The organism is Parapedobacter koreensis (assembly GCF_900109365.1).
Taxonomy (GTDB): domain Bacteria; phylum Bacteroidota; class Bacteroidia; order Sphingobacteriales; family Sphingobacteriaceae; genus Parapedobacter; species Parapedobacter koreensis.
Map to the genome: position 1 here is coordinate 143,096 of NZ_FNZR01000006.1, position 25,267 is coordinate 168,362.

Consider the following 25,267-nt stretch of genomic DNA (forward strand, 5'->3'; position numbering starts at 1 on the left):
ATGAACATTAACAAGGTAAGGGTATTGGATTCCTTAGATTCCCTAATCATGAACCTCCAAAAGATCGACAAAATTGACAAATATGAATTCTCATTTAAATTGAAAGGAGTTTTTGCTGAACTGGGAGATAGGCATTTTTGGCTTGAATATATTGGAGAATGTGAGAACGAAAATAAATATCATTTACCTTTTTCCTTGGCTCCTTGGAAAGATAGTGCAGCAATAGCACTCGTTAAGAAAAACAAAATAGCTTATTCTTTTTTTCTAAAGAACTTTCCTTTTTTAACAAGGATCAATAGTCAAAAAATAAAAGAATTTATTGATCAAAATGATTTAGAGAATAAGTATGCGCCCAAATTTTCAAAACAAACATTAGGTGTAGAGAAATTAAATGAATTCTACAAAATCAAGCAAGGATTAAATGTTGATGATCAAATGAAATTTACATTTACCAGTTGGGACTTTAAATCTGACACTGTTTTATTTTTAAACTTAGTCAAATCGAGGAACAAATGGCAAGATATTGATAGCTATTTATCTTTTGATAAAGATGATGATAGAATAAAAAAAATGTTATTTAGACGATATAAAGATCGAATAGCTTATATTAAAGTACCCGAAATGTATAGCTATTTGAAGGATAAGGAATATTTTCAATGGCTTAAGCAGATCTTGGATATAGCCAGAACGACTAATGCTTTGATTATTGATATTAGGAATAATCGTGGAGGTAATAGGGATTTAATTGATTTTTTTTCCGATTATTTAATTGCACCAAAGAAATTCAGGGTTGCAAATTTAGCGAGGTATAGAGGTGAAATATCAGATGATACGAAAAAGGATTTAAATTCTAGAAAATTATTTCCCTATAGCTATTTTAAAGATCCCGAATCTAAACAAGCGATAGATAGTTATATGGAAAATTTCCATCCTTTAGTCGAAACTTCTGAAACACTTTATAGCGAATATCACTATATGGTCATAAATAGTAAAAAAAATACCGATTCTTATTATTATGGTAACCCTGTTTACATATTAACAAATGAAATGACTTTTAGTGCTGCGAGTGTTTTTGCTTCCTCGTTCAAAGGATTGAAAAATGTTAAAATTGCAGGAATTTGCGCCGACGGATCGAGCGGTATGTCTAAAACCTATGAATTGAAGAATTCTGAAATAAAAGTGACCTTCTCTCACATGCTTTCGTATCAAAAAAATGGAGAGTTATTTGATGGTATCGGCATTTCACCTGATATTGAAATACATAGATCTATAAATCAAATACTCGGCTATGAAGATCATCAACTAGAGACATTGCTTGAAAACATAAATAGACATTCTTCAATAGAAAACTAGATGCTGAAAAAGCGTGTATTGGACTGGGAATAATAGCTTTTAGAACGTTTCTAAATAATATAATTAGCCTTTTAAAAGGGCAAGATATCGTAGATTTGTACTCATCAGTGTAGAAACTGATGGGTTTTTTTGTATTAGAAAGGTAAGGGGTTAGCAATGAGTGATATAAAAATGGCGGAAGCTCCTCCCGGTATTCAAGGATCTGGTTTTTTCGCAACTTCGTTGGATAAAGCTATTGGATTGGCGCGGGCTAATTCATTATGGCCGTTGCCATTTGCGACATCGTGCTGTGGCATTGAGTTTATGGCTACCATGGCGGCTACGTATGATGCAGGGCGTTTTGGGATGGAGCGTAATAGCTTTTCTCCGCGCCAGGCGGATATGTTGATGGTCATGGGCACCATTGCTAAAAAGATGGCTCCCGTGCTTCGGCAGGTCTATTCGCAAATGGCGGAACCGCGGTGGGTAATTGCTGTTGGTGCGTGTGCATCCAGCGGTGGGATATTTGATACGTATTCCGTATTGCAGGGTATTGATGAAATCATCCCGGTAGACGTGTATGTACCGGGTTGCCCGCCTAGGCCAGAAGCTATCCTCGATGGGGTAATGCGGTTGCAGGAGATTGTAAAGAATGAACCACTAAACAGAAGGCAGACGCCTGAATATAAGGCGCTGTTGGAGAAATACGGATTCCATACGAATGGCTAAACTTAGCAATGACAGCATTATCGGACGGCTCAACACCCGTTTTGAGGGACGGTTCGATCAAATCGAAGCGTCTTATGGGTTGCTCACCATTGAGACCGGAAAAGAAGATATCTTGGATGTACTGGAATTCCTAAAGACCGATGGGGAACTGCAATTCGGTTATCTTACGGACATCACCGCTGTGCATTATCCGGACTTAGCGAAGGAATTTGCGGTAGTCTATCACTTGCATAGCTTGGTGAACAACGTGCGGATTCGTATTAAGGTATTTTTAGATGGTGCATATCCGGCAATCCCCACTGCCACGGTATTGTGGAATGGGGCCAATTGGATGGAGCGTGAGACGTATGATTTCTTCGGAATCCAATTTATAGGACACCCTGACCTGCGCAGGATATTGAACGTGGATGATATGGAGGCGTTTCCTATGCGCAAAGAGTATCCATTGGAAGATCCCAACCGGATGGATAAGAAGGACTATTTTTTCGGTAGATAAACGGTTACGATATGAGCGATTCTGTCAGCAAAATCAAACTAACAAGTAATAAGCCGATTTATATCGACAATGATCCGCAGGATGAGCTTTTCACGCTCAACCTCGGGCCTACGCACCCTGCTACACATGGTGTATTCCAGAACGTGTTGCAAGTAGATGGGGAACGGATCGTTAGCGGGGTATCGACCATTGGTTATATCCACCGTGCTTTTGAGAAAATCGCGGAGCGCCGTGCATACTATCAGATTACGACATTGACCGATCGGCTCAACTACTGCTCGTCACCCATCAACAATATGGGGTGGCACATGACGGTGGAAAAGTTGTTGGAAATAGAACTCCCCAAGCGGGTGCAGTATATGCGCGTGATCATCATGGAGCTCTCGCGGATTGCTGATCACATCATCTGCAACGGCATCTTGGGTGTGGATACGGGTACGTTTGCTGGATTTATCCCTATGATGGTGAAACGCGAGTTTATCTATGAAATATTTGAAGAGATATGCGGTGCGCGGCTGACGACCAATATCGGCCGGATAGGCGGGTTCGAGCGAGACTTCAATGAAGTGGCTTTTGCTAAAATCAGGCAGTTTGTCAAGGAATTTCCTGCGGTATTAAAGGAGTTTGAGGCGCTGTTGGATCGTAACCGTATTTTTATTGACCGGACATCCGGCGTAGCGGCGGTGGATCCAGAGACGGCGCTCAGTTACAGTTGGAGCGGCCCTATCCTGCGTGCTACCGGCGTGGACTATGACGTAAGGGCCAATGAGCCATATTCTTCTTATGAAGAATTTGATTTTGAAGTACCCGTAGGTACAAACGGTGATGTTTACGATCGGTTTTTGGTGCGCAACCACGAAATGTGGCAGAGCTTGCGAATCATTGAACAAGCATTGGCTAAAATAGAAAAGGAACCTAAAGGGGTATTCCATGCCGATGTCCCCGACTTCTATCTTCCACCGAAAGAGCAAGTCTACAATAATATGGAAGCGTTGATTTACCATTTCAAGATTGTCATGGGTGAAATCGATGCGCCGAAAAAAGAACTGTACCATAGTGTTGAAGGCGCTAACGGCGAATTGGGCTTTTACCTGATTAGCGATGGTGGCCGCTCACCTTACCGCTTGCATTTCCGCAGGCCTTCATTTATCAATTACCAAATGTATGCGCCCATGAGCAGTGGGATGTTGCTTTCTGATGCTATCATCAACATGAGTAGTCTAAACGTAATAGCGGGAGAACTCGATGCTTAGTGTAAAACATAATGAACCCGTGGAATTCACGGAAGAGACGCTCAGCAAGTTTGCTGAGATCGTGGCCCGCTACCCCGAAGGGAAACAGAAATCAGCGTTGTTGCCCGTGTTACATGAAGTACAGGCAACGTATGGTTGGCTGAGCGCACCGGCCATGGATAGTGTAGCCGCTTATCTAAACATAGAACCTATCGAGGTGTATGAAGTGGCGACATTTTATACCATGTTTTTCCTGCAACCGCAAGGGAAATACGCATTGGAGGTATGCCGCACGGGACCGTGTTGTTTGGTAGGTGCCGAACGCATCATGAAACATATCGAAAAGAGGCTGGGTGTGAAAGAAGGTGAAGTAACACCTGATGGGCTGTTTAGCTGGCGGGGGGTTGAGTGTTTGGCGGCTTGTGGTTATGGGCCGGTACTGCAAATCGGTCCGGAGTATACATTCTATGAAAACCTCACCGAAGAAAGCGTAGACAAACTGATTGAAGAATTAACGGAAAAAGCCAAGAGCTGAAAGCTGATTGTTATGGCACGTAAGTTATTATTGACACATATCGATGTTCCGGGCATCAATACCTTTGAGGTATACCGTCAAAAAGGCGGGTATCGTGCCGTGGAAAAAGCCTTGAAAACGCTTACTCCCGACGAAGTGGTGGAGGAGGTGAAAAAATCGGGTTTGCGGGGCCGTGGTGGGGCAGGTTTTCCCACGGGAATGAAATGGAGCTTCCTGGCTAAGCCGGAGGGTGTACCCCGTTATTTGGTGTGCAATGCCGACGAATCGGAGCCGGGAACCTTCAAGGATCGCTATTTAATGACCCATATCCCGCATGCATTGATCGAAGGGATGATCATAGCAAGCTACGCACTGGGGGCAAATACGTCCTATATCTATGTACGGGGCGAGATGATGCCACAGGTACGTATCCTTGAAAGAGCAATCGCTGAAGCCAAAAATGCAGGGTTCTTGGGTAAGAATATTTTGGGCCGCGGGTATGATCTGGAATTATACGTACAGCCTGGCGGCGGCGCTTATATCTGTGGCGAAGAGACCGCTTTGCTGGAATCGCTGGAAGGCAAGCGGGGCAATCCCCGGATAAAACCGCCATTCCCGGCGGTTTCCGGATTGTATAATTGCCCTACCGTAGTAAACAACGTGGAGTCCATTGCGGCTACCGTGCCTATCATCAATGAGGGTGCAGAGGAATACGCAAAGATAGGGATAGAACGCAGCACCGGTACCAAATTGATTTCAGCCAGTGGCAACTTAAATAAGCCGGGAGTTTATGAAATCGAACTGGGGTTGCCTGTTGAGGAATTTATTTATTCGGACGAATATTGCGGCGGCATTGCCAATGGCAAACGCCTGAAGGCGGTGGTAGCCGGGGGATCTTCGGTGCCGATATTGCCAGCAAACCTGATCTTGAAAACGTTGAAGGGGGAATCCCGGTTGATGACCTATGAGTCATTGGCCGACGGAGGATTCCAGAGCGGCACGATGATGGGTTCTGGCGGGTTTATCGCTTTTGATGAAGATCAGTGTGTCGTGCGCAATACCTGGAACTTCACACGGTTTTACCATCATGAAAGTTGTGGCCAGTGTTCGCCCTGCCGTGAAGGTACAGGCTGGATGGAAAAGGTGCTTCACCGGATTGAGTTTGGCCATGGTTCATTCAGCGACATTGACCTGCTGGTGGATGTGTCCAAAAAAATTGAGGGCAATACCATATGTCCGTTGGGAGATGCAGCTGCTTGGCCGGTGGCCAGTGCCATCCGCCATTTCAGGGATGAGTTTGAATGGCATATTACGAGCGGACAGGAAGCGCAGCGGCGTAATTACGGACTGGCGCATTATGCCGATCCGCTGGAGCCGGTGGCTTCATGAACTATTGGCGTACGAAATTAGAAATAAAATGGCTGAAGACGTAAAATTCAAGGTAAGCATAGACGGTATTCCGGTGGAAGTAGCTCCGGGGACGACCATATTGAATGCCGCCCGACTGATTGGAGGCGATATTGTGCCCCCGGCCATGTGCTATTATTCTAAATTACAGGGTAGTGGAGGCAAGTGCCGTACATGCCTTGTAAAAGTAAGCAAAGGGTCAGAAAAGGATCCGCGCCCGATGCCGAAGTTGGTGGCTTCATGCCGCACTACGGTGATGGATGGCATGGAGGTACAGAACATCACTTCCCCCGAAGTAATCGAGGCCAGAAAGGGCGTGGTGGAGATGCTGCTCATCAACCATCCGTTGGATTGCCCCATCTGTGACCAAGCGGGCGAATGCCACTTGCAGGATTTGGGTTATGAGCATGGCCTGGCCAATACGCGCTATGAATTTGAGCGACGGACCTTTGATAAAATTGATATCGGCGACAAGGTGCAATTGCACATGACACGCTGTATCCTTTGTTACCGTTGTGTGTTTGTGGCCGACCAGCTTACCCCGCGGCGTGTACACGGTGTACTGGGCCGCGGTGATGCGGCTGAGATTTCGACGTATATCGAAAAGGCAATAGACAATGAGTTTTCGGGTAATGTGATTGATGTATGTCCAGTAGGGGCGCTGACCGATAAGACCTTCCGGTTTAAAAACCGCGTGTGGTTTACCAAACCGGTGGAAGCACACCGCGATTGCCCGACATGCAGCGGGAAGGTAACTCTGTGGTACAAAGGGGAAGAGGTGCTCCGTGTGACGGCACGTAAGGATGAATACGGCGAAGTGGAGGAGTTTATCTGCAATACCTGCAGGTTTGAAACGAAATCGACGTCGGATTGGGTAATTGAAGGGCCGCGCAACGTGAAACGTACTTCGGTCATCTCGCTCAACCACTATGCGGAGCTGAACCCCCCGGCCGTGGTCAAGAAAAACCTGGCATTGCAGGAAACGAACAAGGAACAATTCGAACGGGCTAAGGAATTGCTGTAATATTTAGGACTATGGAATCTGCTTTATTGGTAGAAAAAACAATTTTAGTTGTGGCCGTGTTTGCCATCACATTGTTTATAGCCATGTATTCCACATTGGTGGAACGCAAGGTGGCTGGTTTTATGCAGGCACGCTTCGGGCCTGATAGGGCGGGCCCTTTTGGTATACTGCAACCGCTTTGCGATGGTGGTAAGTTTTTCTTCAAGGAAGAGATTATCCCTGCGGGTGCCCATAAGTTTTTGTTCATTATGGGGCCTACGGTGGCGATGTTCACGGCATGTATTAGCAGTGCTGTGATTCCCTGGGGGCAGGAACTGACCATCGGTGAGCGCGTCATTAGGCTACAGGTAGCCGATATCAACGTTGGTGTCCTCTATATGTTTGGCGTGGTGGCATTGGGTGTATACGGCATCATGATTGGCGGATGGGCTTCTAACAATAAATATTCGCTGATGGGCGCTGTACGTGCCGCTTCACAAAGCATCAGCTATGAAATCGGCATGGGGCTTTCGTTGATTGCGCTGTTGATGGTGACCGGCAGCCTCTCACTCCGGGAAATCGTCGCTCAGCAGGAAGGCTTTGTCAATTGGAACATTTGGGTGCAACCATTGGGCTTTTTGATTTTCTTGGTTTGTGCGTTTGCCGAATGTAACCGTGTGCCTTTTGACCTTGCCGAATGTGAGACTGAGCTGATAGGGGGCTACAACGTTGAGTACTCGTCCATGAAACTGGCTTTTTACATGTTTGCTGAATACATCAACATGTTTGTGTCTTCTTCATTGATGGCTGCGCTCTACTTCGGAGGGTACAATTTCCCGTTCATGTATGATTTGGGGTTGTCCCAAAACTGGATTACCATCATCGGTGTGCTGGTGTTTTTTGCCAAGATACTTGCTTTTATCTTTTTCTTCATGTGGATCAGGTGGACAGTACCGCGCTTCCGCTATGATCAGCTGATGAATTTGGGGTGGAAGGTTTTGATACCGCTTGCCGTCGTTAATATTGTATTGACAGGGATCGTCACCATCGTGAAAGACACCTATTTTTAATGAATTGAAAGGAAGAAACGATGCAATCACTAAGTAATAGGAAGAAAGTACTGGATCAGAAGCCCCTGAATTTTTGGGAGCGGATGTACCTGCCAGCCATTGCCAGGGGCCTTGGTATTACGATTAGGCATTTTTTTAAGCCTAAGGCAACGTATAAATATCCAGAGGTAGAGCGCCCTTATTCCAAGAATTTCAGGGGCCAGCACTCGCTTAAGCGGGATGAAGCGGGGCGGGAGCGGTGTACAGCTTGTGGACTATGTGCACTTTCCTGTCCTGCGGAAGCGATTACCATGATTTCAGCTGAACGGAAGAAGGGAGAGGAGCATCTCTATCGTGAAGAAAAGTATGCGGCTGTGTATGAAATAAACATGTTGCGCTGCATATTCTGTGGGCTCTGCGAAGAGGCTTGCCCAAAAGAGGCGATTTTTTTGGATGGGTCACATGTACCGCCTGAGCAATTGCGCAAAGATTTTATTTATGGTAAAGACAAGTTGGTGGAACCACGGTTCGAATATAAAAAAGAAAAAGAAATCACAGCCTAATCAGCTGAAAAACCTTAAAAAAGCAGCATGAGCGTTTTTTATTTTGTAGCCTTCCTATCGATATTCTTTGCACTGATGACCATCTTTGCTAAGAATCCGGTGCATAGTGTGCTATATCTGGTTGTCACATTTTTTACGTTTACGGTGCATTATATTTTATTGAATGCACAGTTCCTTGCCGTGGTCAACTTCATTGTGTACATGGGAGCGATCATGGTGCTCTTCCTGTTCGTGTTGATGTTGCTTAATCTCAATAAGGACACCGAGCCGATGAAATCCAACTTGGTGAAATTCATGGGCGTAATTGCGGGTATGTGCTTAGTGGCCACGTTGGCCGGTTCATTCAGGGTGTTGGCGTCATCGGAGCCGATTGTGCTTAAAAACCCCGATATCGGTTTAGTAGGCAATTTGGGTAGGGTGCTGTTCAGCGAATTTCTTCTCCCTTTTGAAATTTCCTCGATCTTATTGTTGACCGCCATGGTAGGCGCGGTATTGTTGGCTAAAAACGATCCAAAAAAAGCTTAAATGGAGACTGTCGTTCAAAATATGCAGGGTGTTCCGCTTAACCATTATATCCTGTTTTGTAGTGTTATTTTTGCCATTGGTGTCATTGGCGTGTTGATCCGCCGCAATGTGATTATCATCATGATGTCCGTAGAGTTGATGCTCAACTCGGTGAACCTCTTGTTGACGGCTTTTTCGGCTTATAGCGGTGATCCGTCGGGGCAGGTATTCGTATTTTTCATCATGGCTTTGGCCGCAGCGGAGGTAGCCGTGGGATTGGCGATTATCGTGATGGTGTACCGGAATACCCGATCGGTGGATATCAATGCGTTGAACCGCTTGCGGGGCTGACAGTGTTTGGAATTTTAGAACAGAACTATTTACATAAGAAGCATGATAGCGTTAATTTGGTTGATTCCACTACTCCCTTTGTTGGGTTTTTTGATCAACGGGCTTGGCAGGAATGTATTGCCAAAATCGTTGGTCGGAATTATCGGTAGTGGTGTAGTATTGGTGTCGTTTCTGTTGAGCTGTGGGGTGTTTTCAGTGGTATATGGAGCGCGCCAAGCGGGGGAAGCGGCAACATTCACACAATCGATTTTTGATTGGATTAGTGCTGGCGATTTACATGTTTCCCTTTCGTTTTTGGTGGATCCGTTGAGTGCCATTATGTTGCTTATCGTCACGGGCATCGGTTTTCTCATCCACGTCTATTCGACTGGCTATATGAAACACGATGCGGGATTCGCGAAGTTCTTTGCTTTCCTCAACCTGTTTATCTTTTTCATGTTGCTGTTGGTGCTTGGCTCCAATTATATCGTCATGTTTATCGGTTGGGAAGGTGTAGGGCTTTGTTCGTACCTGCTGATTGGTTTCTGGTTCAAAAATTCGGCTTATGCCAGTGCCGCTAAGAAAGCGTTTGTCATGAACCGGATAGGCGATTTGGGCTTCCTCATTGCCGTGTTTCTGATTTTTACCACGTTTGGAACACTGGAATTTGCGGGAATATTCCCGAAAGCGGCCGACATGCCAATAGGCGATACGACCTTGTTGTTGATTACGTTGCTGTTGTTTGTGGCTGCCACAGGTAAGTCTGCCCAAATTCCGTTGTTTACCTGGTTGCCGGATGCGATGGCTGGCCCGACACCTGTATCGGCATTGATACACGCGGCTACAATGGTTACGGCAGGCATCTACATGATTGCCCGTTCCAATATTTTGTTTACACTTTCTCCCATCACCCTCCAAGTGGTGGCTGCCATTGGCATTTGTACCGCGCTGTTGGCAGCGGTTATCGCCGTCACACAAAATGACATCAAGAAAGTATTGGCTTATTCCACGGTTTCGCAACTGGGCTACATGTTCCTGGGCTTAGGCGTGGGGGCATTCACCGGTGCCTTTTTCCACGTCATTACCCATGCGTTTTTCAAAGCATTGTTGTTTTTGGGCGCAGGTTCCGTAATTCATGCAATGAGCGACGAACAGGACATGCGGAGCATGGGCGGGCTAAAAAAGCACCTGCCAGTGACCTACGTGACCATGCTCATCGGCACAATCGCCATTGCCGGCATCCCGCCACTGTCGGGCTTTTTCTCTAAAGATGAGATCTTGGCCTATGCATTTGCCGACAATCCGTTGCTGTGGGGCCTTGGGTTTATCGGTGCGCTGTTTACCGCATTTTATATGTTCAGGATGTTGTTCCTGACATTTTTCGGTCAGTTCAGGGGTACGGTTGAGCAAGCCGCTCATTTGCATGAGTCGCCCGCTTCGATGACCATTCCACTGATAGTCCTGGCGGGGCTGGCAGCTATCGGCGGGCTTATCAACGTGCCTTCCGCCCTGGGTGGCAGCCATGCGTTGGCCGAGTTCCTCTCCCCGGTATTTGCGGATTCTGCTGCCAAGGCAGGGGCATTTCATTTGGAACACAGCACAGAGTACATCCTGATGGGGGTGTCAGCGCTGGCCGCTGTCATCATGGCCATCGCGGCTTACCGGCAATACGTAAGTAAGGCCACGGTACCCGTTGCGGACGATGCCCCCCGTGGTGTATTGGCGAGGCTTTCTTACCGTAAATTCTACGTGGATGAGGTGTATGATGCATTGATCGTACGCCCATTGAATGCCTTGTCAGTATTTTTATACCGTATGGTCGACAAATCGGGTATTGATGGGGTGGTCAATGGTCTTGCCAGGAGCGTCGGAGAATCTGGTAAGGGAATCCGCTTGCTACAAAGCGGGAATGTCGGGTTTTATATCTTTATGATGGTCATCGCCGTAGTGGTGCTCTTGGCCTATGGGCTTTTTAACGGTTAATCGAGACGAAGTTATATCGCGTACATGGACAATCTATTTATACTTTTATTACTTCCGATCCTTGGAGCATTGGTGCTTGCCTTTGTACAGCAGGTGAAAACCGCTAAACAATTGGCGTTGCTGGTGTCATTGGTGTCATTGGTGCTTACGATTCCATTTTTGGTCAACTTCGTGCCCGATGCCAGTATGCAGTTCCAGCAGCGGTTTGCGTGGATCCCGTCTCTTGGCATCCATTTCCACATTGGTATTGATGGGATTAGCTTGCCATTGGTACTGCTAACGAATGGATTGGTGCCGCTGATTATCCTGGGGGCATTCAGCTACGATTACAAAGGCAGCTTTTATGCACTGGTACTGTTTATGCAGGCAGGGCTGCTATTGGTATTCACTGCGTTGGATGCTTTTGCCTTTTATATTGGGTGGGAGGTTGCATTAATACCGATTTATTTTATCTGCGCGATATGGGGCGGCGAAAACCGTATCCGTGTAAACCTTAAGTTTTTTATTTACACGTTTTTGGGAAGCTTGCTCATGCTGGCAGCGATTATTTACCTGCATTTGCAGGTACCATCAGCTGATTATGAGCTCACTTCGTTTTATCAACTGGCTTTGGATGCCAGTACGCAACGGTGGATTTTCTGGGCATTTTTTCTGGCATTCGCCATCAAGATGCCTATCTTTCCATTCCACACTTGGCAGCCCGATACGTATACCGAGGCTCCCACGGCAGGCACCATGCTCTTGGCGGGGATCATGCTCAAGATGGGGGTATATGGTGTCATCCGCTGGCTGATCCCCGTAGCGCCGCTCGGTGTGGCAGCATATGGGCAATTTGCTTTGATCTTGTGTATCATAGGGGTGGTGTATGCCTCCATTATTGCCTTTAAACAGCGTGATGCGAAGCGGTTGGTAGCCTATTCATCGATTGCCCACGTCGGCCTCATCGGTGCAGGTATTTTTGCATGGAATGTGCAGGGAGTACAAGGCGCTATTATCCAGATGGTCAACCACGGTATCAGTGTAGTCGGGCTATTCTTCGTGCTGGATATCGTTGCCCGCAGGTTGGGCACACGGGATTTGGCTGCCATGGGGGGAATTGCTAAACCTGCCCCGGTATTGGCGATTGTTTTTTTGGCGATTGTCATGGGGGCAGTGGGGCTTCCACTTACTAATGGCTTTGTCGGCGAATTTTTACTATTGATGGGGGTATACGAATATGGTATTTGGTATGCTGTCTTCGGGGGGCTGACCTTGATTCTGGGCGCTGTCTACATGCTGAGCATGTATCAAAAGGTCATGTTGGGTAATGTGAATGTGCAAACGGAGACTTTTGCTGATATTAAAGGTTCTGAATGGTTGGTGCTGGGGATCATTGTCATACTGGTCATTGGCATTGGCGTGTATCCCAAACCGCTGCTGAATATTTCGGAAGCGGCGGTGATTGAGCTGGTTGATAAAGTGGGACTAATAGGTAAAAACTAAAATAGAGATAATTAACAACATATGAGTGCGATTATTACGCTGTCTTTATTAGCCATATTGGTGCTGTATTTGGGATTGTTCAAGGCGGGGAGAGCGCTTTTACCTATTTCCCTCTTGGGGCTTTTTGCCACGCTGGTGCTGTATATCACGCAATGGGGCGTAGATGCGGAGCCCTTATATAGCGGCATGGTACTTTTTGACCACTATGCCATCGCATTTTCCGTATTGTGCATTTTCGTAACCATGCTGGTGATGTTGTTATCAAAAGATTATTTTGATGCAGCCAGCAGCCATGTGGCCGAGTATTACGCGCTTATCCTTTTTTCATTGACGGGAGCCTTGCTGGTCGCTTCTTTCCATAATTTGGCGATGCTGTTCATCGGTATCGAGATCATGTCAGTGGCGTTGTATATCCTTGCAGGTATCCGGAAAAAAGATTTTGCTTCCAATGAGGCGGCACTTAAATATTTCTTGATGGGAGCTTTTTCCACGGGCTTCCTGTTATTTGGCATCACCCTACTGTACGGAGCCAGCGGTTCCTTTGACTTGGCAGCAATTAAGGATTACGTGGTGGCCAATCCGCAGGGCGTATCCCCTTTGTTTTATGCCGGCATCCTATTGTTAATCGTGGGGCTGGGCTTTAAAGTAGGTGCTGCACCTTTTCACTTTTGGACACCCGATGTGTATGACGGTGCGCCCATATTGATTACGACATTCATGAGTACCGTTGTCAAGACGGCTGCTTTTGCTGGATTCCTGCGATTGTTTTACTTCTGTTTTGTACCGCTGCACGACTTTTGGGAACCGGTTTTATTGGTGATAACCATCATTACCTTGTTCGTCGGAAACATCACGGCAATCGTGCAGCAAAGCTTTAAACGGATGCTTGCCTATTCAAGCATTTCGCACGCCGGGTACATGCTGTTTGCCATTGTAGCCATTGGCCCCGCCGCCGCAGGCTCGGTACTGGTATATGCCGGAGCATATTCACTGGCCTCGGTCGTTGCGTTTGGTATACTCATTTTGGTGAAGCGTGCTTCGGGAAGCGACCATTTTGAGGCATTTAACGGTTTGTCCCAAAAGAATCCCTACCTTTCCGCAGCACTTGCCATTGCGATGCTCTCCTTGGCGGGAATTCCACTTACGGCTGGCTTCATCGGAAAATTTATGATGTTCAGTGGCGCTTTGGCTGATTATCAGGTATTGTTGGTGGTGCTTGCGGCCATCAATGCCGCAATGGGCATCTTCTATTACTTCCGTGTGATTGTATCCATGTATTTCAAACCGATGGATCGCGAGCAAGTGATGATGACAGCGCAGTATAAAACGGCAATATTCGTGGCGGTACTGCTCACCCTGGTGTTGGGCGTATACCCCGCACTGCTGGTGGGGCTTATCTAATCCCTATTGCTGCTGGGTGCTGATGTGCGCTGAAGCCTCAACAGGCTGGGGGGCGTCGAGTGCAGGTTCTTGTTTTACGGCATTGGTATCTTCGAATACGTGGCCATCTTCGTAACCCACCGATACGTATACAGACAAGTGTTGTTTTGTGTTGCCCCTGAAGGTGCCTTTTACCGGGCTGCAGTCGTTGAAATTGCGGCCTACGGCCAGCTTGACGTGCGTATTGGTCACCCATACATTGTTGGTTGGGTCAATGCCTGCCCAACCATAGCCGGGTATATACGCTTCTACCCAGGCATGGGTAGCCCCTTGGCCCCTCATGCCGTTTTTATTTGGGCAGATGTATCCGCTGACATAACGGCTTGGAATACCCATACTGCGCAAAATTTGGAGCATCAGGTGGGCGAAATCCTGGCAGACACCTGATTTATGTTCCAAAATCTCATCTACCGTAGTTTCAATCGTCGTAATGCCTTTTACATACTTAAACCGTTTGAAGATGTATTCTCCACATCTTTCGATGACAGCTGCCACGCTTCCACCGGCTTTGATAAGCTGGTCCACGATACGGTCGATTGCCTTTTGGTTGCTAATCATGTCCGGATAGGTCAATTCAACAAGGCTGAGGTTGTCTGCTACTTCCGTGCGGAGCTGACTGAAATCGCTATGGAAATCAATTTGCAATTGGCTGGATAGTGTGGTACGTATGATAGCCTTGCTCTCAATTACCAATGCTTTATGCGGAGCCATGATCGAAAATTGACCGCATTTATTGCCCCAATAGTCTTGAAATAGGTACACATCCGGTGCCTGCGAAATATTCAACTCCAATTGTAAAAGCTCTTGTTCGGCACAGGCGTAAGGAAAGACCCGGATTTCATTGACACTATCCACTACTGGACTGTCGTATTCGTACTTGGTAATATGGTGGATTTTGAAAATTGCCATCTGTCAATTCTTTGAGCACTAATAGGAAAAAAAGACTTTTTCCAATTGGTTATGAAATACTAACAACTCATTGCGCAATTCCTTGAAAAAGGCCTGTGAGTCCATAACCCCCAAACGCTCAGGATCCATATATTTGACTTTGCTGTATAAACGGCCAAATGTACGCATTAGCGCTAATTTTTCGTTTGACTCATTATCTTTGATTACATCCCGCAGGTAGCGGCTTATCCGCGTGAGCGAAAAGATTACGGAATGGGGGTAATCTTCATTGAGCAACATTTGATGCAGAATATCATTGTTGTGCTTAAACGTCCGATACGTTTTTAGGTATACTTCATATCCAGCAAGCGACATCAGGAGGAACCGCCATTGCGTAAGGTCCCGTTCTTGCTGCATGTCATATTCAAATAGCTGGCATTGTTTATCGGTAATGACAACCGTTTCCATGCTTCGTTCAAGGTATTTGCCAAGCTTCATAAAGTCCCAGCCGATTCCACGCGGCATGGTGATGTCGGCAATGCCGGCATACAGCACACTTTGTTGCATAAGCTGGTCTACGACCTCCAATGCTTCAGGCCCGGATAACTTTTGGTTGAGATGGGGTTTATTGGTCAAATGATACATGGAATTGACCGCTTCCCACAATTCTTTGGTGATGTGGTTCTGTACACCACGCGCATTCTCCCTGGCGCGGGCCACGATTGTTTTAATGGAATTGGTGTTGTTGGATTCGGTCAGTATTTTTTTCAATACAGCATCGGGTTTTTTTTCAATCTGCGCGATTTCGGAATCGGAAAGCTGCGTAAATATTTCCAAGATAGGCCGCCATGTTGTACTTCCAATGGAGTCGTTGTCCAATGAGATGATATAGTGACTGCGTACAACCCGGAGAATACTTTGTGTACGTTCCATATACCGATTTAACCAAAAAAGTGAATCCGCTATTCTACTTAGCATATTATTGTCTCTATACAGATTTTAGGATTACTCGTCTACAATCCATGTGTCTTTGCTGCCGCCGCCTTGGGAAGAGTTGACTACCAAGGAACCTTCTTTAAGCGCTACGCGTGTAAGCCCGCCGGGAACCAGCTTGATACCCCTTGGACCATAAAGCGCGTAGGGCCTGAGATCGACGTGCCGGGGCGCTATTTTGCCGTTAATAAAGCAGGGCACGGTAGATAATTGCACAATGGGTTGAGCAATGTAATTGCGGGGGTTATTTTCAATGATAACCTTTGCTTTCAGCCATTCTTTTTCACTGATGGTATTGCCCATCACCATGCCATACCCCCCGGACTGGTTGGTGTTTTTGATGACCATATTTTGGTAGTTTTTCAGTACATGGTGCATAGCATCCGGATTGCTTAGCTGGTAAGTAGGGACATTTTGCAAAATCGGGTCTTCATTGAGGTAGTACTTAATCATCTCGGGAACATAGGCGTATACAGCCTTGTCGTCTGCCACCCCATTGCCTAAGGCATTGACGATGGCAATATTGCCTTTTCGATAAGCGCCAATAAGTCCGGGTACGCCCAATACGCTGTTTTTCATGAAGATCAAGGGATCTAAGTACTCGTCGTCTAAGCGCCTGTAAATGACATGCACCTGTTCTAATCCTTTCGTGGTCTTCATATACACCTTATGGTTGTCTACTACCAAATCCCTGCCTTCGACGAGGTCAATGCCCATCTGCCGCGCGAGGAAAGAATGTTCATAATATGCTGAATTATAAATACCGGGTGTAAGCAATACCACGCGCGGGTTTGATACTTGGGTGGAGGCCAGTTCAAGCAATATTTCATGGAGGAGTACGGGATAGTGGCTGATCCGGCGTACATTGTTTGAAGCCAGCATGTCGGGAAAAATCCGTTTGGTGACTTCCCTGTTTTCCAGCATGTAGCTTACGCCGGAAGGGGTACGTAGGTTGTCTTCCAGTACATAAAATTGCCCGTCACTACCCCGGATCAGATCAATGCCGGAGATATGTACATAAATGTCATAGGGTACCTTGATGCCAAAGACCTCCCGTTTATAATGCGGACAGGAAGCGATGAGGCTGGCGGGGATGATCTGATCCTGTATGATTTGTTGTTCATTATAGATGTCTTTGAGAAAAAGGTTGAGCGCTTTCAGGCGTTGGGCGATACCTTGTTCAATGCGTTGCCACTCTGTGCCGGTGATGATACGGGGAATGATATCGAACGGGAAGATGCGTTCGATACCTTCATCGTTGTCATATACCGTGAATGTAATGCCCTGGTTCATGAAAAGCTCACTGGCGATATTATGTTTGCTGAGCAGGCTGTCGGTATCCAGTTGTTGAAGATTGGCAAAAACCGACGAATATTGCTTTCTCACGGCTTTTGAATCATACATTTCGTCCCAATTGTTGGCTTTGTATGTGTAATCTTTTAAAAAATGTTCCGTTTTTGCTGCCATAGCTATTGGTATAAGAAATGAAAGTGATATTTAATTATCAGTTTAATGATAATTTTCTATAAAAATATATTTTTTATTAAATATTTCATGATTTTTTATTGATTTTTATGTTTAATTGGTATTGTTTGGTTTGAGCGGCGAGCGGTTGGTATAAAAAAAGAGGTTATCTGTTTTGTCAGATAACCTCTTTCAGTTCCGGGTTCTTATTTTGACTTATTAGGGAATGGTGGTATTTTGGGAACACCCGTGGTGCCGCCTTCCGCTAATTTTTCCAATAATACGGTAATACCTCGGGTCAACTGGGCGTCGGTACCTTGGTATTCTTCATAAGGATCATTTACGACTTCAATATCAGGATGTACGCCTTCGCCCTCGATAATGAATGATGAGCCATCTGCTGCAAAGTGAGCAAATTCAGGTTTGCGCATATCGCCGCCGTCAATGAAAGGCAATGTGCCGCTGATGCCCACTACGCCTCCCCATGTGCGCTGGCCAATGAGCGGACCAATCCCGTAATATTTAAATTGCCAAGGGAACAGGTCTCCGTCTGATGCCGAATATTGGTCAATGAGGCATACCTTGGGGCCTATATGGACATCAGGTTTGATGGAGGCTGTTTTGCTATTGCGCCGCATGGTGCCTAAGCCGGGTTTGCGGAGCAATCTTTCAATGATCATCGGTGAGACGTTGCCGCCGCCATTTCCGCGATCATCAATGATCAGTGCTTCTTTGTCCAGCTGCGGATAGAAGTAGCGGGCAAATTGATTGAGCCCATCGGGCCCCATATCCGGGATATGCACATAGCCAATCCGTCCATTGCTCGCAGCGTTTACTTTTGCGATATTCTGTTGCACCCATTCGTGGTAATAGAGGGCAGATTCATCAGCGATGGGTTTCACCAGTACCTTGCGGGCACCTTGCGGCGTGGGCGTACTGTTGATTTCAATTTCTATCAGTTGGTCAGCCTTACCGATAAGTGTTTGGTAGAGGTTGTCTACATCGTTCATGGAGGTGCCATTGATGGCGATGATGTATTCGCCTACTTTGGCTCCTACGGCGGGTGCCCGGAGCGGCGATACGAGTGTTTTGTTCCAGCTTTGGCCAGAAAGGATGCTGTCTATGCGGTAATAGCCGCTCTTGTCACGACTGAATGTAGCGCCCAATAACCCCATGGGTATACGTTCGATTGCTGGGCGGTCGCCGCTGTTTACGTATGCATGCCCTACATTGAGTTCGGCTATCAGTTCGCCGATGAGGTAAGTGAGGTCATCCCGATGGTTGACATAGGGTAGCAGCAGCGCGTACTTGTCATGCATGGCTTTCCAATCCACCCCATGCATATTGGGGTCATAGAAATAGTCACGCATCTGCCGCCAGCTTTCATCATAAACCTGTTTCCATTCGGCTTTTAAATCTACTGCAATTTTCAACCCTGTTAAATCCAGCTTATTGGTGGGTGTAATTTTTGATTTGGTGAGATTCTCAATAAAGAAACCTTCGCCACTGCGGATTAAGATTTTTTTCCTATCGGGACTTACGGCGTAGCTTCCGAAATTTCCGATTTCCGATTCTTTTTTGTCGCTGAGGTTAAAAAACTTGAATCCCCGGCCGCCACCGCCGGCACTGGAATAATAGAGTCCGTCTTCTGTGGCAACAAGGCCGAAGTATGAGCCGGGCGACACGGGTAGGCTCTCCATCCGATCGGCCAGGCCTTCTTCATCTACGGTGATGGTAATGCCGATCTTTCCGGTACTTTCGGTTTTCTTGTCGTCATTTTCCTTTTTCCCGTCGTCACTGGCATCGGTTTTTACCGTTACTTCATCGCTTTCTTCGGTAAATGGCGACTTGGTTGCAGCGCTAAGCCGGACGAGGTAAGGACGACTCATGTCATTATAAACATGGTTCCACTCTGTGCTGCCGTAAGTTGGATTGAAATCACGTTGGGATACGAAGTACAGGAATTTGCCATCTGAACTGAATTCCGGTTGGCTGCTGTTGTACCATGTGTCGGTCACGGTAATGGTTTTTTTGCTCTCCACGTTGTGCAGGTTAATGACCGTAAATTCGCGGGCCTTTCCCGGCATGGTATAAGCAATCCATTTGCTATCGGGACCGAATGTATAGGAACCGATGGTACTTTCATCGGAATGAGCTGCCAATATTTTGGTGCCAGACAGTATGTCTACGGCATATAAATCCTGGTTGCGATCGCCATACAGCAAATATTTGCTATCGGGGCTCCAAATAGGGTTGAACTTGTAAGCTCCGCCGCCTTTGGTAAGCTGTTTGGCGGGCTCGGTACCATCCTGTTTTTGGATATACAATTCGTCTTCGCCTGTTCGATCAGAAATAAAACTTATCCATTGGCCATCTGGGCTCCAGCTTACATTGCGATCATGCGTGCCGCTGCTCTGGGTGAGGTTCCTTATCACGCCCGTTTTCGCAGGGACGGTAAACACATCGCCCCTTGCCCCGAAAACCACCCGCTTTCCATCTGGTGATAAGTCAGCGCTATAAATGAATTTCGAGGCGTCAATTTGTTTAGTGCGTCCCGAAGCGAAATCCTCGGCAATGGTAATGCTGATCTTTTGGGTCTGTCCGTTAAGGAGATCGTGGCGGTAAATGTAGCCGCCGTTTTCAAATACGATGGCATCACCGCCCAACGAGGGAAATTTCACGTCGTATTCCTTAAAATCCGTTACTTTTTGCGTTTGCTTGGTTTGCGTATCGTATACAAATAGGTTTGCGATGCGGTCACGATCACTGACGAAGAAGATTTTATCTTTGTAATACATCGGAAAGACATCCTGCGCAAGGTTGTTGGTGATGTTTTCCGCTGCACCGGATTGCGGGTCGGTCAGCCAAATATCATCGGCCATGCCACCGCGGTAGTATTTCCATGTCCTGAATTCGCGAAATACACGGTTCATGGCCAATTTAGAGCCGTCGGCATTATACGAGGCCCAAGAAGCTACTGAAAAGGGCAATTCTTGGCTGAGGTCCCCATTAAGTGGTGCCAAATAAAGCTTGCCTTTGAATGCATTGAATGAAGTGCCCCGACTGCGGTAAACAACATGTTGGTTGTCCGGTGTCCAGCCCATCACAATATTGTTTGGGCCCATGCGGTCGGCGATGTCATCCCGCCCAAGTGTAGGCGTATACGTGATGCGTTTGGGTTCACCGCCATTGGCCGGAATAACAAATACCTCCGTATTACCGTCATATTGGCCTGTAAATGCGATATGTTTGCCGTCAAGGCTGAACCGGGCAAACATTTCATAACCTGGGTGGCTGGTGATTCTACGGGCTACCCCTCCGCTCGTAGCTACCACATAAAGGTCGCCTGCATAAGTAAAAACAACCTGATTGCCATGGATGGCAGGGAAGCGTAATAGACGTGCTTCCTCCTGTGCCGCTGTGACCAAAATACTGCACAGCATAACGATGATTGTAACCATTTTCTTCATGAGATGCAATTAATTTAATTAAATGGATGGGCTAAGTTAAGGAAATCATCGCCAAAACAGTTGCTTTAGTGCAACATCGAAAATAAAAAGCCGTCCCGGTATGAACCGGAACGGCCGCCCCAATGGGGTTAGGGGCTATCAACCTAAACCTACCCTTCATTAGCGAAAAGAGTGCCAACTTTTTAAGTTGGCCATCAATTTTTATATTTTTTTTATTAGCGGTGCATTCTTGAAAATCGAAGAGGGTAGTTAGCGTGGGCTACAAGATGGATTTCAAGATGGATAAGTATCAATCATTCATAAGGCAATGTAAAAGAAAAGACCGCTCCACCACTGTCGGGTTTGTTATCAACAGTAATTGTGCCCCCATGGTATTTAATAATCTGGGCAGTGATGTATAACCCAAGTCCCATACCGGGATAAGTGGGCATATTGGCGCTACTGACGCGAAAAAAGCGATCGAATACCTTATTCAAAGAAGCAGCAGGAACGCTGACGCCAACGCCATGGTCTTCAACGCTTATTTTCAATTGTTTGGCATCGACATCGCTGGTGCTGACCGTGATCTTCCCTGTTGGTGGCGAGTACTTTATTGCATTGGTTATCAGGTTGCCCAAGGCTTGTCCAATGCGTTGGCGGTCAGCCAAAATCGGCTTGACGGGTGTGGTGTCCAACACAATCTGATAATATTGATTGAGTAATCTGAATTCGTTTACACGTTCGGCAACTAAGTCGTTGATGTCGAAATGTTCCTTGATAAACGAGAGTGCACCTTTGGTTATTTTGGACGTATCTAACAAATTGTTGATCAGGTTGGCCATCCGGTTTACATGATGATTAAGCTTTTGGGCTAATGTCGTATTTTTTTTGTCTCCCGCTTTCTGTAGTTCCCGTGCCAGCAACTGGGTATAAGCCTTGATCCCCGTGAGCGGTGTGTTGAGTTCATGGCTGGCTGTACTAATAAAATCGTCTTTGACGTGTTCCGTTTTTTTTCGCTCGGTGATATCCTTGAACAATATGGCTACCTGCCGTTGTCCGGCCGTACCCATGCGAAACGCATAGACCTCATACCAGCGGTGCAATTGCTCGGCGTGATTTTCAAAACGTATAGATTCACCGGTTAGCGCCACATTGCCATAAATTTCAAACCAATGATTTTCGTGCAGCGGAGCGATTTCGCGCATGGTGCGGCCAACTGCATTTTCGATGTCAGTTTGCTGTCTGAAAGCCTCATTGGTTTCCAGGAAACGGTAATCATAGGGATGGTTGTACGCATCAAACAAGACTTCTACCAAACAGAAGCCTTCGTCAATCGAATTGAACAGGGTGCGGTACTTTTGTTCTGATGTATATACGGACAACTTTTCAAAAGGTACCGATTTTGAATGGTGCTGCACAGTGGTATCAATACCTTCCGCTGTGGGCGTGATGCTCACACGATACCACCCCAAAAAAGCGGGGATATAATCTACAAGGATACGAGACATGCCGTCTTGCATGGAGCGTCTATAGATGTCGCCCAGGGCCGAAGCCTCCAGATCCGGAAATACCTTCCAGATTTGGTTGCCTACGAGATCTTGGGATTCCTTCCCCAAAAGGCGAAGGAAATTTCTATTGGCATAGACGCATCGCCAATTTTTGTCAAGTGTAAATATGCCCTCTGCTGTACTTTCATAGCGGTAAGACGTTCCTTCTGCCAGTGGGTAGTGGATTTTTTCGGGATACCGTGGGAAAAGAAAAGGAACAGGTATGGGATCTTTATAAAAAAGGGCCGTATTGTCAATAAGTTGTTGTCTCATATCTATGTTAGTTAGTATGGCGTGCCAAAACGGGAACACGCGCAACTTCATAGAGAACAATGGCCTATTGCATTTGTTTTTGCGGGGTGAAAATTTATGACATATGGATATATACCGCTATTCATCGCGCAGGCTATCAACCGGTTTGGCTATAGCTGCCCGGATGGCCTGCCATCCTACGGTCAACAAAGCAATCGTTATTGCTGTCAGTCCTGCCAGGGCAAACATCCACCATTCCATATTGATGCGGTAGGCAAAGTCTTGCAGCCATTCATACATGGCCCACCAAGCCAGGGGCGTGGCAATAAGGAGCGCAATCGCAACCAACTTCAGGAAACCCGTGGACAATAGGGCCACGATGCCCATTACGGATGCACCTAATACTTTTCGGATGCCGATTTCTTTGGTGCGTTGGAAAGCCGTAAGGGTAGCTAGCCCGAAGAGGCCGAAGCAACTGATAAGGATGGTGATGATCGTAGCCAAGTTAATGAGCTTACCGATTTGTCGCTCCTGCTTATACATCGCTTCCAATGTTTCGTCGTAAAAATGGTATTGGTAGGTATCTGAAGGATAAAACATGGCCCATTTTTGACCGATTGCTTTTAACGTCGCCTGCCATTGGGCAGGGCTATTGCTATCCAGTTTGATGTTGAAGGAAGAGAGGTTTCTTTTATAAGTTGATAATACCGTCGGTGTGATCGGTGTATAAAAATCCTGGGTGTGGAAGTCCCTGATGACGCCAACGATGGGGTAATTGTTAGTCCCCCGTTGCCCGATGAACTGCCCGATAGCCGCTTCTGGGGTGGCGAATCCGAAGGCTTTGGCGGCGGTTTCATTGATGATAAATTCGGAAGTGGTGTCCGAGGCATGGATGTTCCGGCCTGCCAGCAGTTCCATCTGGTATAACGTCAGGTAAGCGGTATCGATTGTTTTTTTGAAACTGATGATTTCCACGGGATCTTTCCCTTCGGGCGCGTATCCAAACGGGCTGGACGAATAGCCTGACGACAGCGGAGCGGTACCCATGGCCACTTGATCAACCCCTGGCAAGTTGCGGAGTTCGCCAAGTAGCGCAAACTGCTTATCTTGGTAACGGGGATCGGAAAGGTATTTCCAGGGTACATTCACCAATACGATGGCGTCTTTGTTGAACCCCATATCGGCTTTTAGCGTATGGCGCAATTGCGCCCCCACGATGATGGTGCTAATGATAAATACAAGGGCGATGGTGAATTGGAAAACGATGAGCACCTTTTGCAAGCTGAATCGGCGTTTCGTAGACGACGTCGCAAAAAAGTTCTTGAAAACATTGACGGTTTTTACTTTCGTAATCAGCCAGCCCGGATAAAGCCCCGCCAATAGCGTGATGAGCACGACCAAGCTGAGCATGAAGCCAATGAGCAGGAAGATGTCATCTTCCGGGGTGACACCCACGGGGATGATATCATCCAAAATCCAGAAGGCCAATCGGCCGAGACTGAAGGCCAAGACCGATGCCACCAAAGCCGTCAGGAGCGTTTCGCTCAGAAACTGGCCGATCAGCTGCCAGGTACCTCCGCCGAGGGTTTTCCGCACGCCGATTTCCTTGCCCCGCTGCGGAATTTGTGCGACGCTCATGTTGATGTAATTGATGCAGGCAAGGATGAGCAGGAAAATGCCGATACCAATCAGTCCATACAATACGGGCTTGCTCGTTTTGCTTGCGTTTGCACCATCAGACACAGTGGTAGCGAAATGGGCGTCGCGGATAGGAAGCAGTTCATAAGATCGGACGCGCGATAGCGCATTGGTATTCCCTGCGTTTTTCAATTTTTCTTCAAAGGCTTTCCAGTGGCGGGCATCCAGTTCGTTGATCTGGCCCAGTTTAGCGCTGACATCCGTCCCGTTCTGAAATTGCAGGTAAAGCTTGTCGCTGCCGTTGGTATTCGTCCACATATTTGCTTCGTATGCTGTTTTTGGCAAGACGAAAAACTCCTGTGCTGTAAATTCCGACGGCGTATAATAGTCGGCCACGATTCCCGTTACCGTCCGCGTCACGGTATCCTGTCCGTAATAGGTAATAGTTCGTTGGAGCATATCTGCCGATTTGGCACCCGGGAAATATATCCCAGCCCGGCTTTCGGTAAGCACCACGCTTTCCGGAGCGTTGAGGGCGGTCCGTTTGTCTCCGGCCAGCCACGTGTATGGAAGCATGCTAAAGTAAGTCGCATTGGTGGCCACAATGTGAATGGGGTCTTCCTGAATAAAGGGGGCTTGGTTTTCCCGTTTGATTTCGAGGGTGTTAACCCATTGCCCGTATACCGGCACCACAGATTCCACTCCTGTAATCTCTTCTTCGATACCTTGATACAGCGGGGCCGATACCCCGCCCATCCTGGATTCCTTGCCTTCCCGGTTGAATGCACTGATGACCTTGTAGATGCGTTCGCTGTTGGGCAATTGGGCATCGTAGCTGAATTCAAAGTCGATGATGCGGTAGATGACCCAACAGGCACTGATGCCGATGGCCAGACCGAGGATATTCAGCGCGGTGAAAAGGCGATTGCGCCACAGGTGGCGAAGGGTGGTTTTGAAGTAGTTCTTTATCAT

General features: G+C 47.0%; 20 protein-coding genes. 14 read left to right on the top strand and 6 right to left on the bottom strand.

All coding sequences use genetic code 11. From position 1 onward, the window contains the following. Positions 1-48 precede the first annotated feature (48 nt). From BMW65_RS15390 to BMW65_RS15455, 14 genes are all read left to right on the top strand, one after another. Positions 49-1,353 carry a S41 family peptidase gene (locus tag BMW65_RS15390; protein WP_177181152.1) on the top strand — a complete coding sequence of 435 codons (1,305 nt, stop codon included), beginning with the start codon at positions 49-51 and terminating at the stop codon, positions 1,351-1,353. Positions 1,354-1,509: 156 nt separating this feature from the next. After that, positions 1,510-2,061 carry an NADH-quinone oxidoreductase subunit B gene (locus BMW65_RS15395; RefSeq protein WP_090606686.1) on the top strand — a complete coding sequence of 184 codons (552 nt, stop codon included), beginning with the start codon at positions 1,510-1,512 and terminating at the stop codon, positions 2,059-2,061. Then, positions 2,054-2,557 (top strand): NADH-quinone oxidoreductase subunit C, encoded by a 504-nt coding sequence (locus BMW65_RS15400; RefSeq protein WP_090606687.1) that lies wholly within the window; start codon positions 2,054-2,056, stop codon positions 2,555-2,557. Before BMW65_RS15395 ends, BMW65_RS15400 begins: the two co-directional genes overlap by 8 nt. 11 nt (positions 2,558-2,568) lie before the next feature. Then, on the top strand, positions 2,569-3,810 hold the full coding sequence (locus BMW65_RS15405; protein WP_090606689.1) for an NADH-quinone oxidoreductase subunit D: 1,242 nt from the start codon (positions 2,569-2,571) through the stop codon (positions 3,808-3,810). After that, on the top strand, positions 3,803-4,324 hold the full coding sequence (locus BMW65_RS15410) for an NADH-quinone oxidoreductase subunit NuoE family protein (protein ID WP_090606690.1): 522 nt from the start codon (positions 3,803-3,805) through the stop codon (positions 4,322-4,324). Before BMW65_RS15405 ends, BMW65_RS15410 begins: the two co-directional genes overlap by 8 nt. A gap of 12 nt (positions 4,325-4,336) precedes the next feature. Next, on the top strand, positions 4,337-5,692 hold the full coding sequence (nuoF, locus tag BMW65_RS15415; RefSeq protein WP_090606691.1) for an NADH-quinone oxidoreductase subunit NuoF: 1,356 nt from the start codon (positions 4,337-4,339) through the stop codon (positions 5,690-5,692). A gap of 28 nt (positions 5,693-5,720) precedes the next feature. Further along, a complete protein-coding gene (locus BMW65_RS15420) occupies positions 5,721-6,734 on the top strand; it encodes an NADH-quinone oxidoreductase subunit G (RefSeq protein ID WP_090606693.1) in 1,014 nt (337 codons plus the stop codon). Positions 6,735-6,745: 11 nt separating this feature from the next. Next, on the top strand, positions 6,746-7,783 hold the full coding sequence (gene nuoH / locus BMW65_RS15425; protein WP_090606695.1) for an NADH-quinone oxidoreductase subunit NuoH: 1,038 nt from the start codon (positions 6,746-6,748) through the stop codon (positions 7,781-7,783). Between the two features lie 20 nt (positions 7,784-7,803). Next, positions 7,804-8,325 carry a NuoI/complex I 23 kDa subunit family protein gene (locus BMW65_RS15430; RefSeq protein WP_090606696.1) on the top strand — a complete coding sequence of 174 codons (522 nt, stop codon included), beginning with the start codon at positions 7,804-7,806 and terminating at the stop codon, positions 8,323-8,325. A 27-nt stretch (positions 8,326-8,352) separates the two neighbouring features. Continuing rightward, complete coding sequence (locus BMW65_RS15435; RefSeq protein ID WP_090606698.1) at positions 8,353-8,850, top strand: NADH-quinone oxidoreductase subunit J family protein; 498 nt, start codon at positions 8,353-8,355, stop codon at positions 8,848-8,850. After that, positions 8,851-9,180: an NADH-quinone oxidoreductase subunit NuoK gene (gene nuoK, locus BMW65_RS15440; protein WP_090606699.1), complete on the top strand. Its 330-nt coding sequence runs from the start codon at positions 8,851-8,853 to the stop codon at positions 9,178-9,180. It abuts the gene before it with no gap. Between the two features lie 42 nt (positions 9,181-9,222). After that, positions 9,223-11,142 (top strand): NADH-quinone oxidoreductase subunit L, encoded by a 1,920-nt coding sequence (nuoL, locus tag BMW65_RS15445; RefSeq protein WP_090606701.1) that lies wholly within the window; start codon positions 9,223-9,225, stop codon positions 11,140-11,142. Positions 11,143-11,166: 24 nt separating this feature from the next. Continuing rightward, positions 11,167-12,624, top strand: coding sequence for a complex I subunit 4 family protein (locus BMW65_RS15450; protein WP_090606703.1), 1,458 nt, complete (start codon positions 11,167-11,169; stop codon positions 12,622-12,624). A 21-nt stretch (positions 12,625-12,645) separates the two neighbouring features. Then, on the top strand, positions 12,646-14,025 hold the full coding sequence (locus BMW65_RS15455) for an NADH-quinone oxidoreductase subunit N (RefSeq protein WP_090606704.1): 1,380 nt from the start codon (positions 12,646-12,648) through the stop codon (positions 14,023-14,025). 3 nt (positions 14,026-14,028) lie between these two features. Here the strand turns inward: BMW65_RS15455 and BMW65_RS15460 are convergent, their stop codons facing one another. From BMW65_RS15460 to BMW65_RS15485, 6 genes are all read right to left on the bottom strand, one after another. Then, entirely contained in the window at positions 14,029-14,973 is a 945-nt protein-coding gene (locus BMW65_RS15460; protein WP_090606706.1) for a transglutaminase family protein, read from the bottom strand. Between the two features lie 18 nt (positions 14,974-14,991). Continuing rightward, positions 14,992-15,930: an alpha-E domain-containing protein gene (locus BMW65_RS15465; protein ID WP_090606707.1), complete on the bottom strand. Its 939-nt coding sequence runs from the start codon at positions 15,928-15,930 to the stop codon at positions 14,992-14,994. Between the two features lie 27 nt (positions 15,931-15,957). Next, entirely contained in the window at positions 15,958-17,412 is a 1,455-nt protein-coding gene (locus BMW65_RS15470) for a circularly permuted type 2 ATP-grasp protein (protein ID WP_090606709.1), read from the bottom strand. 203 nt (positions 17,413-17,615) lie between these two features. Then, on the bottom strand, positions 17,616-20,879 hold the full coding sequence (locus tag BMW65_RS15475) for a S41 family peptidase (RefSeq protein ID WP_090606711.1): 3,264 nt from the start codon (positions 20,877-20,879) through the stop codon (positions 17,616-17,618). Between the two features lie 293 nt (positions 20,880-21,172). Further along, positions 21,173-22,678: a PAS domain-containing sensor histidine kinase gene (locus BMW65_RS15480; RefSeq protein ID WP_177181153.1), complete on the bottom strand. Its 1,506-nt coding sequence runs from the start codon at positions 22,676-22,678 to the stop codon at positions 21,173-21,175. A 117-nt stretch (positions 22,679-22,795) separates the two neighbouring features. Next, positions 22,796-25,267 carry an ABC transporter permease gene (locus BMW65_RS15485; RefSeq protein WP_090606714.1) on the bottom strand — a complete coding sequence of 824 codons (2,472 nt, stop codon included), beginning with the start codon at positions 25,265-25,267 and terminating at the stop codon, positions 22,796-22,798.

Bases quoted from the DNA above. Each gene is read 5' to 3' on its own strand.
- BMW65_RS15405 (WP_090606689.1), top strand. From the start codon at position 2,569: ATGAGCGATTCTGTCAGCAAAATCAAACTAACAAGTAATAAGCCGATT.
- nuoH (WP_090606695.1), top strand. From the start codon at position 6,746: ATGGAATCTGCTTTATTGGTAGAAAAAACAATTTTAGTTGTGGCCGTG.
- BMW65_RS15395 (WP_090606686.1), top strand. From the start codon at position 1,510: ATGAGTGATATAAAAATGGCGGAAGCTCCTCCCGGTATTCAAGGATCT.
- BMW65_RS15465 (WP_090606707.1), bottom strand. From the start codon at position 15,930: ATGCTAAGTAGAATAGCGGATTCACTTTTTTGGTTAAATCGGTATATG.
- BMW65_RS15410 (WP_090606690.1), top strand. From the start codon at position 3,803: ATGCTTAGTGTAAAACATAATGAACCCGTGGAATTCACGGAAGAGACG.
- nuoK (WP_090606699.1), top strand. From the start codon at position 8,851: ATGGAGACTGTCGTTCAAAATATGCAGGGTGTTCCGCTTAACCATTAT.
- BMW65_RS15460 (WP_090606706.1), bottom strand. From the start codon at position 14,973: ATGGCAATTTTCAAAATCCACCATATTACCAAGTACGAATACGACAGT.
- BMW65_RS15475 (WP_090606711.1), bottom strand. From the start codon at position 20,879: ATGAAGAAAATGGTTACAATCATCGTTATGCTGTGCAGTATTTTGGTC.
- BMW65_RS15430 (WP_090606696.1), top strand. From the start codon at position 7,804: ATGCAATCACTAAGTAATAGGAAGAAAGTACTGGATCAGAAGCCCCTG.
- BMW65_RS15470 (WP_090606709.1), bottom strand. From the start codon at position 17,412: ATGGCAGCAAAAACGGAACATTTTTTAAAAGATTACACATACAAAGCC.
- BMW65_RS15420 (WP_090606693.1), top strand. From the start codon at position 5,721: ATGGCTGAAGACGTAAAATTCAAGGTAAGCATAGACGGTATTCCGGTG.
- BMW65_RS15435 (WP_090606698.1), top strand. From the start codon at position 8,353: ATGAGCGTTTTTTATTTTGTAGCCTTCCTATCGATATTCTTTGCACTG.
- nuoF (WP_090606691.1), top strand. From the start codon at position 4,337: ATGGCACGTAAGTTATTATTGACACATATCGATGTTCCGGGCATCAAT.
- nuoL (WP_090606701.1), top strand. From the start codon at position 9,223: ATGATAGCGTTAATTTGGTTGATTCCACTACTCCCTTTGTTGGGTTTT.
- BMW65_RS15450 (WP_090606703.1), top strand. From the start codon at position 11,167: ATGGACAATCTATTTATACTTTTATTACTTCCGATCCTTGGAGCATTG.
- BMW65_RS15455 (WP_090606704.1), top strand. From the start codon at position 12,646: ATGAGTGCGATTATTACGCTGTCTTTATTAGCCATATTGGTGCTGTAT.
- BMW65_RS15390 (WP_177181152.1), top strand. From the start codon at position 49: ATGAACCTCCAAAAGATCGACAAAATTGACAAATATGAATTCTCATTT.
- BMW65_RS15400 (WP_090606687.1), top strand. From the start codon at position 2,054: ATGGCTAAACTTAGCAATGACAGCATTATCGGACGGCTCAACACCCGT.
- BMW65_RS15485 (WP_090606714.1), bottom strand. From the start codon at position 25,267: ATGATAAAGAACTACTTCAAAACCACCCTTCGCCACCTGTGGCGCAAT.
- BMW65_RS15480 (WP_177181153.1), bottom strand. From the start codon at position 22,678: ATGAGACAACAACTTATTGACAATACGGCCCTTTTTTATAAAGATCCC.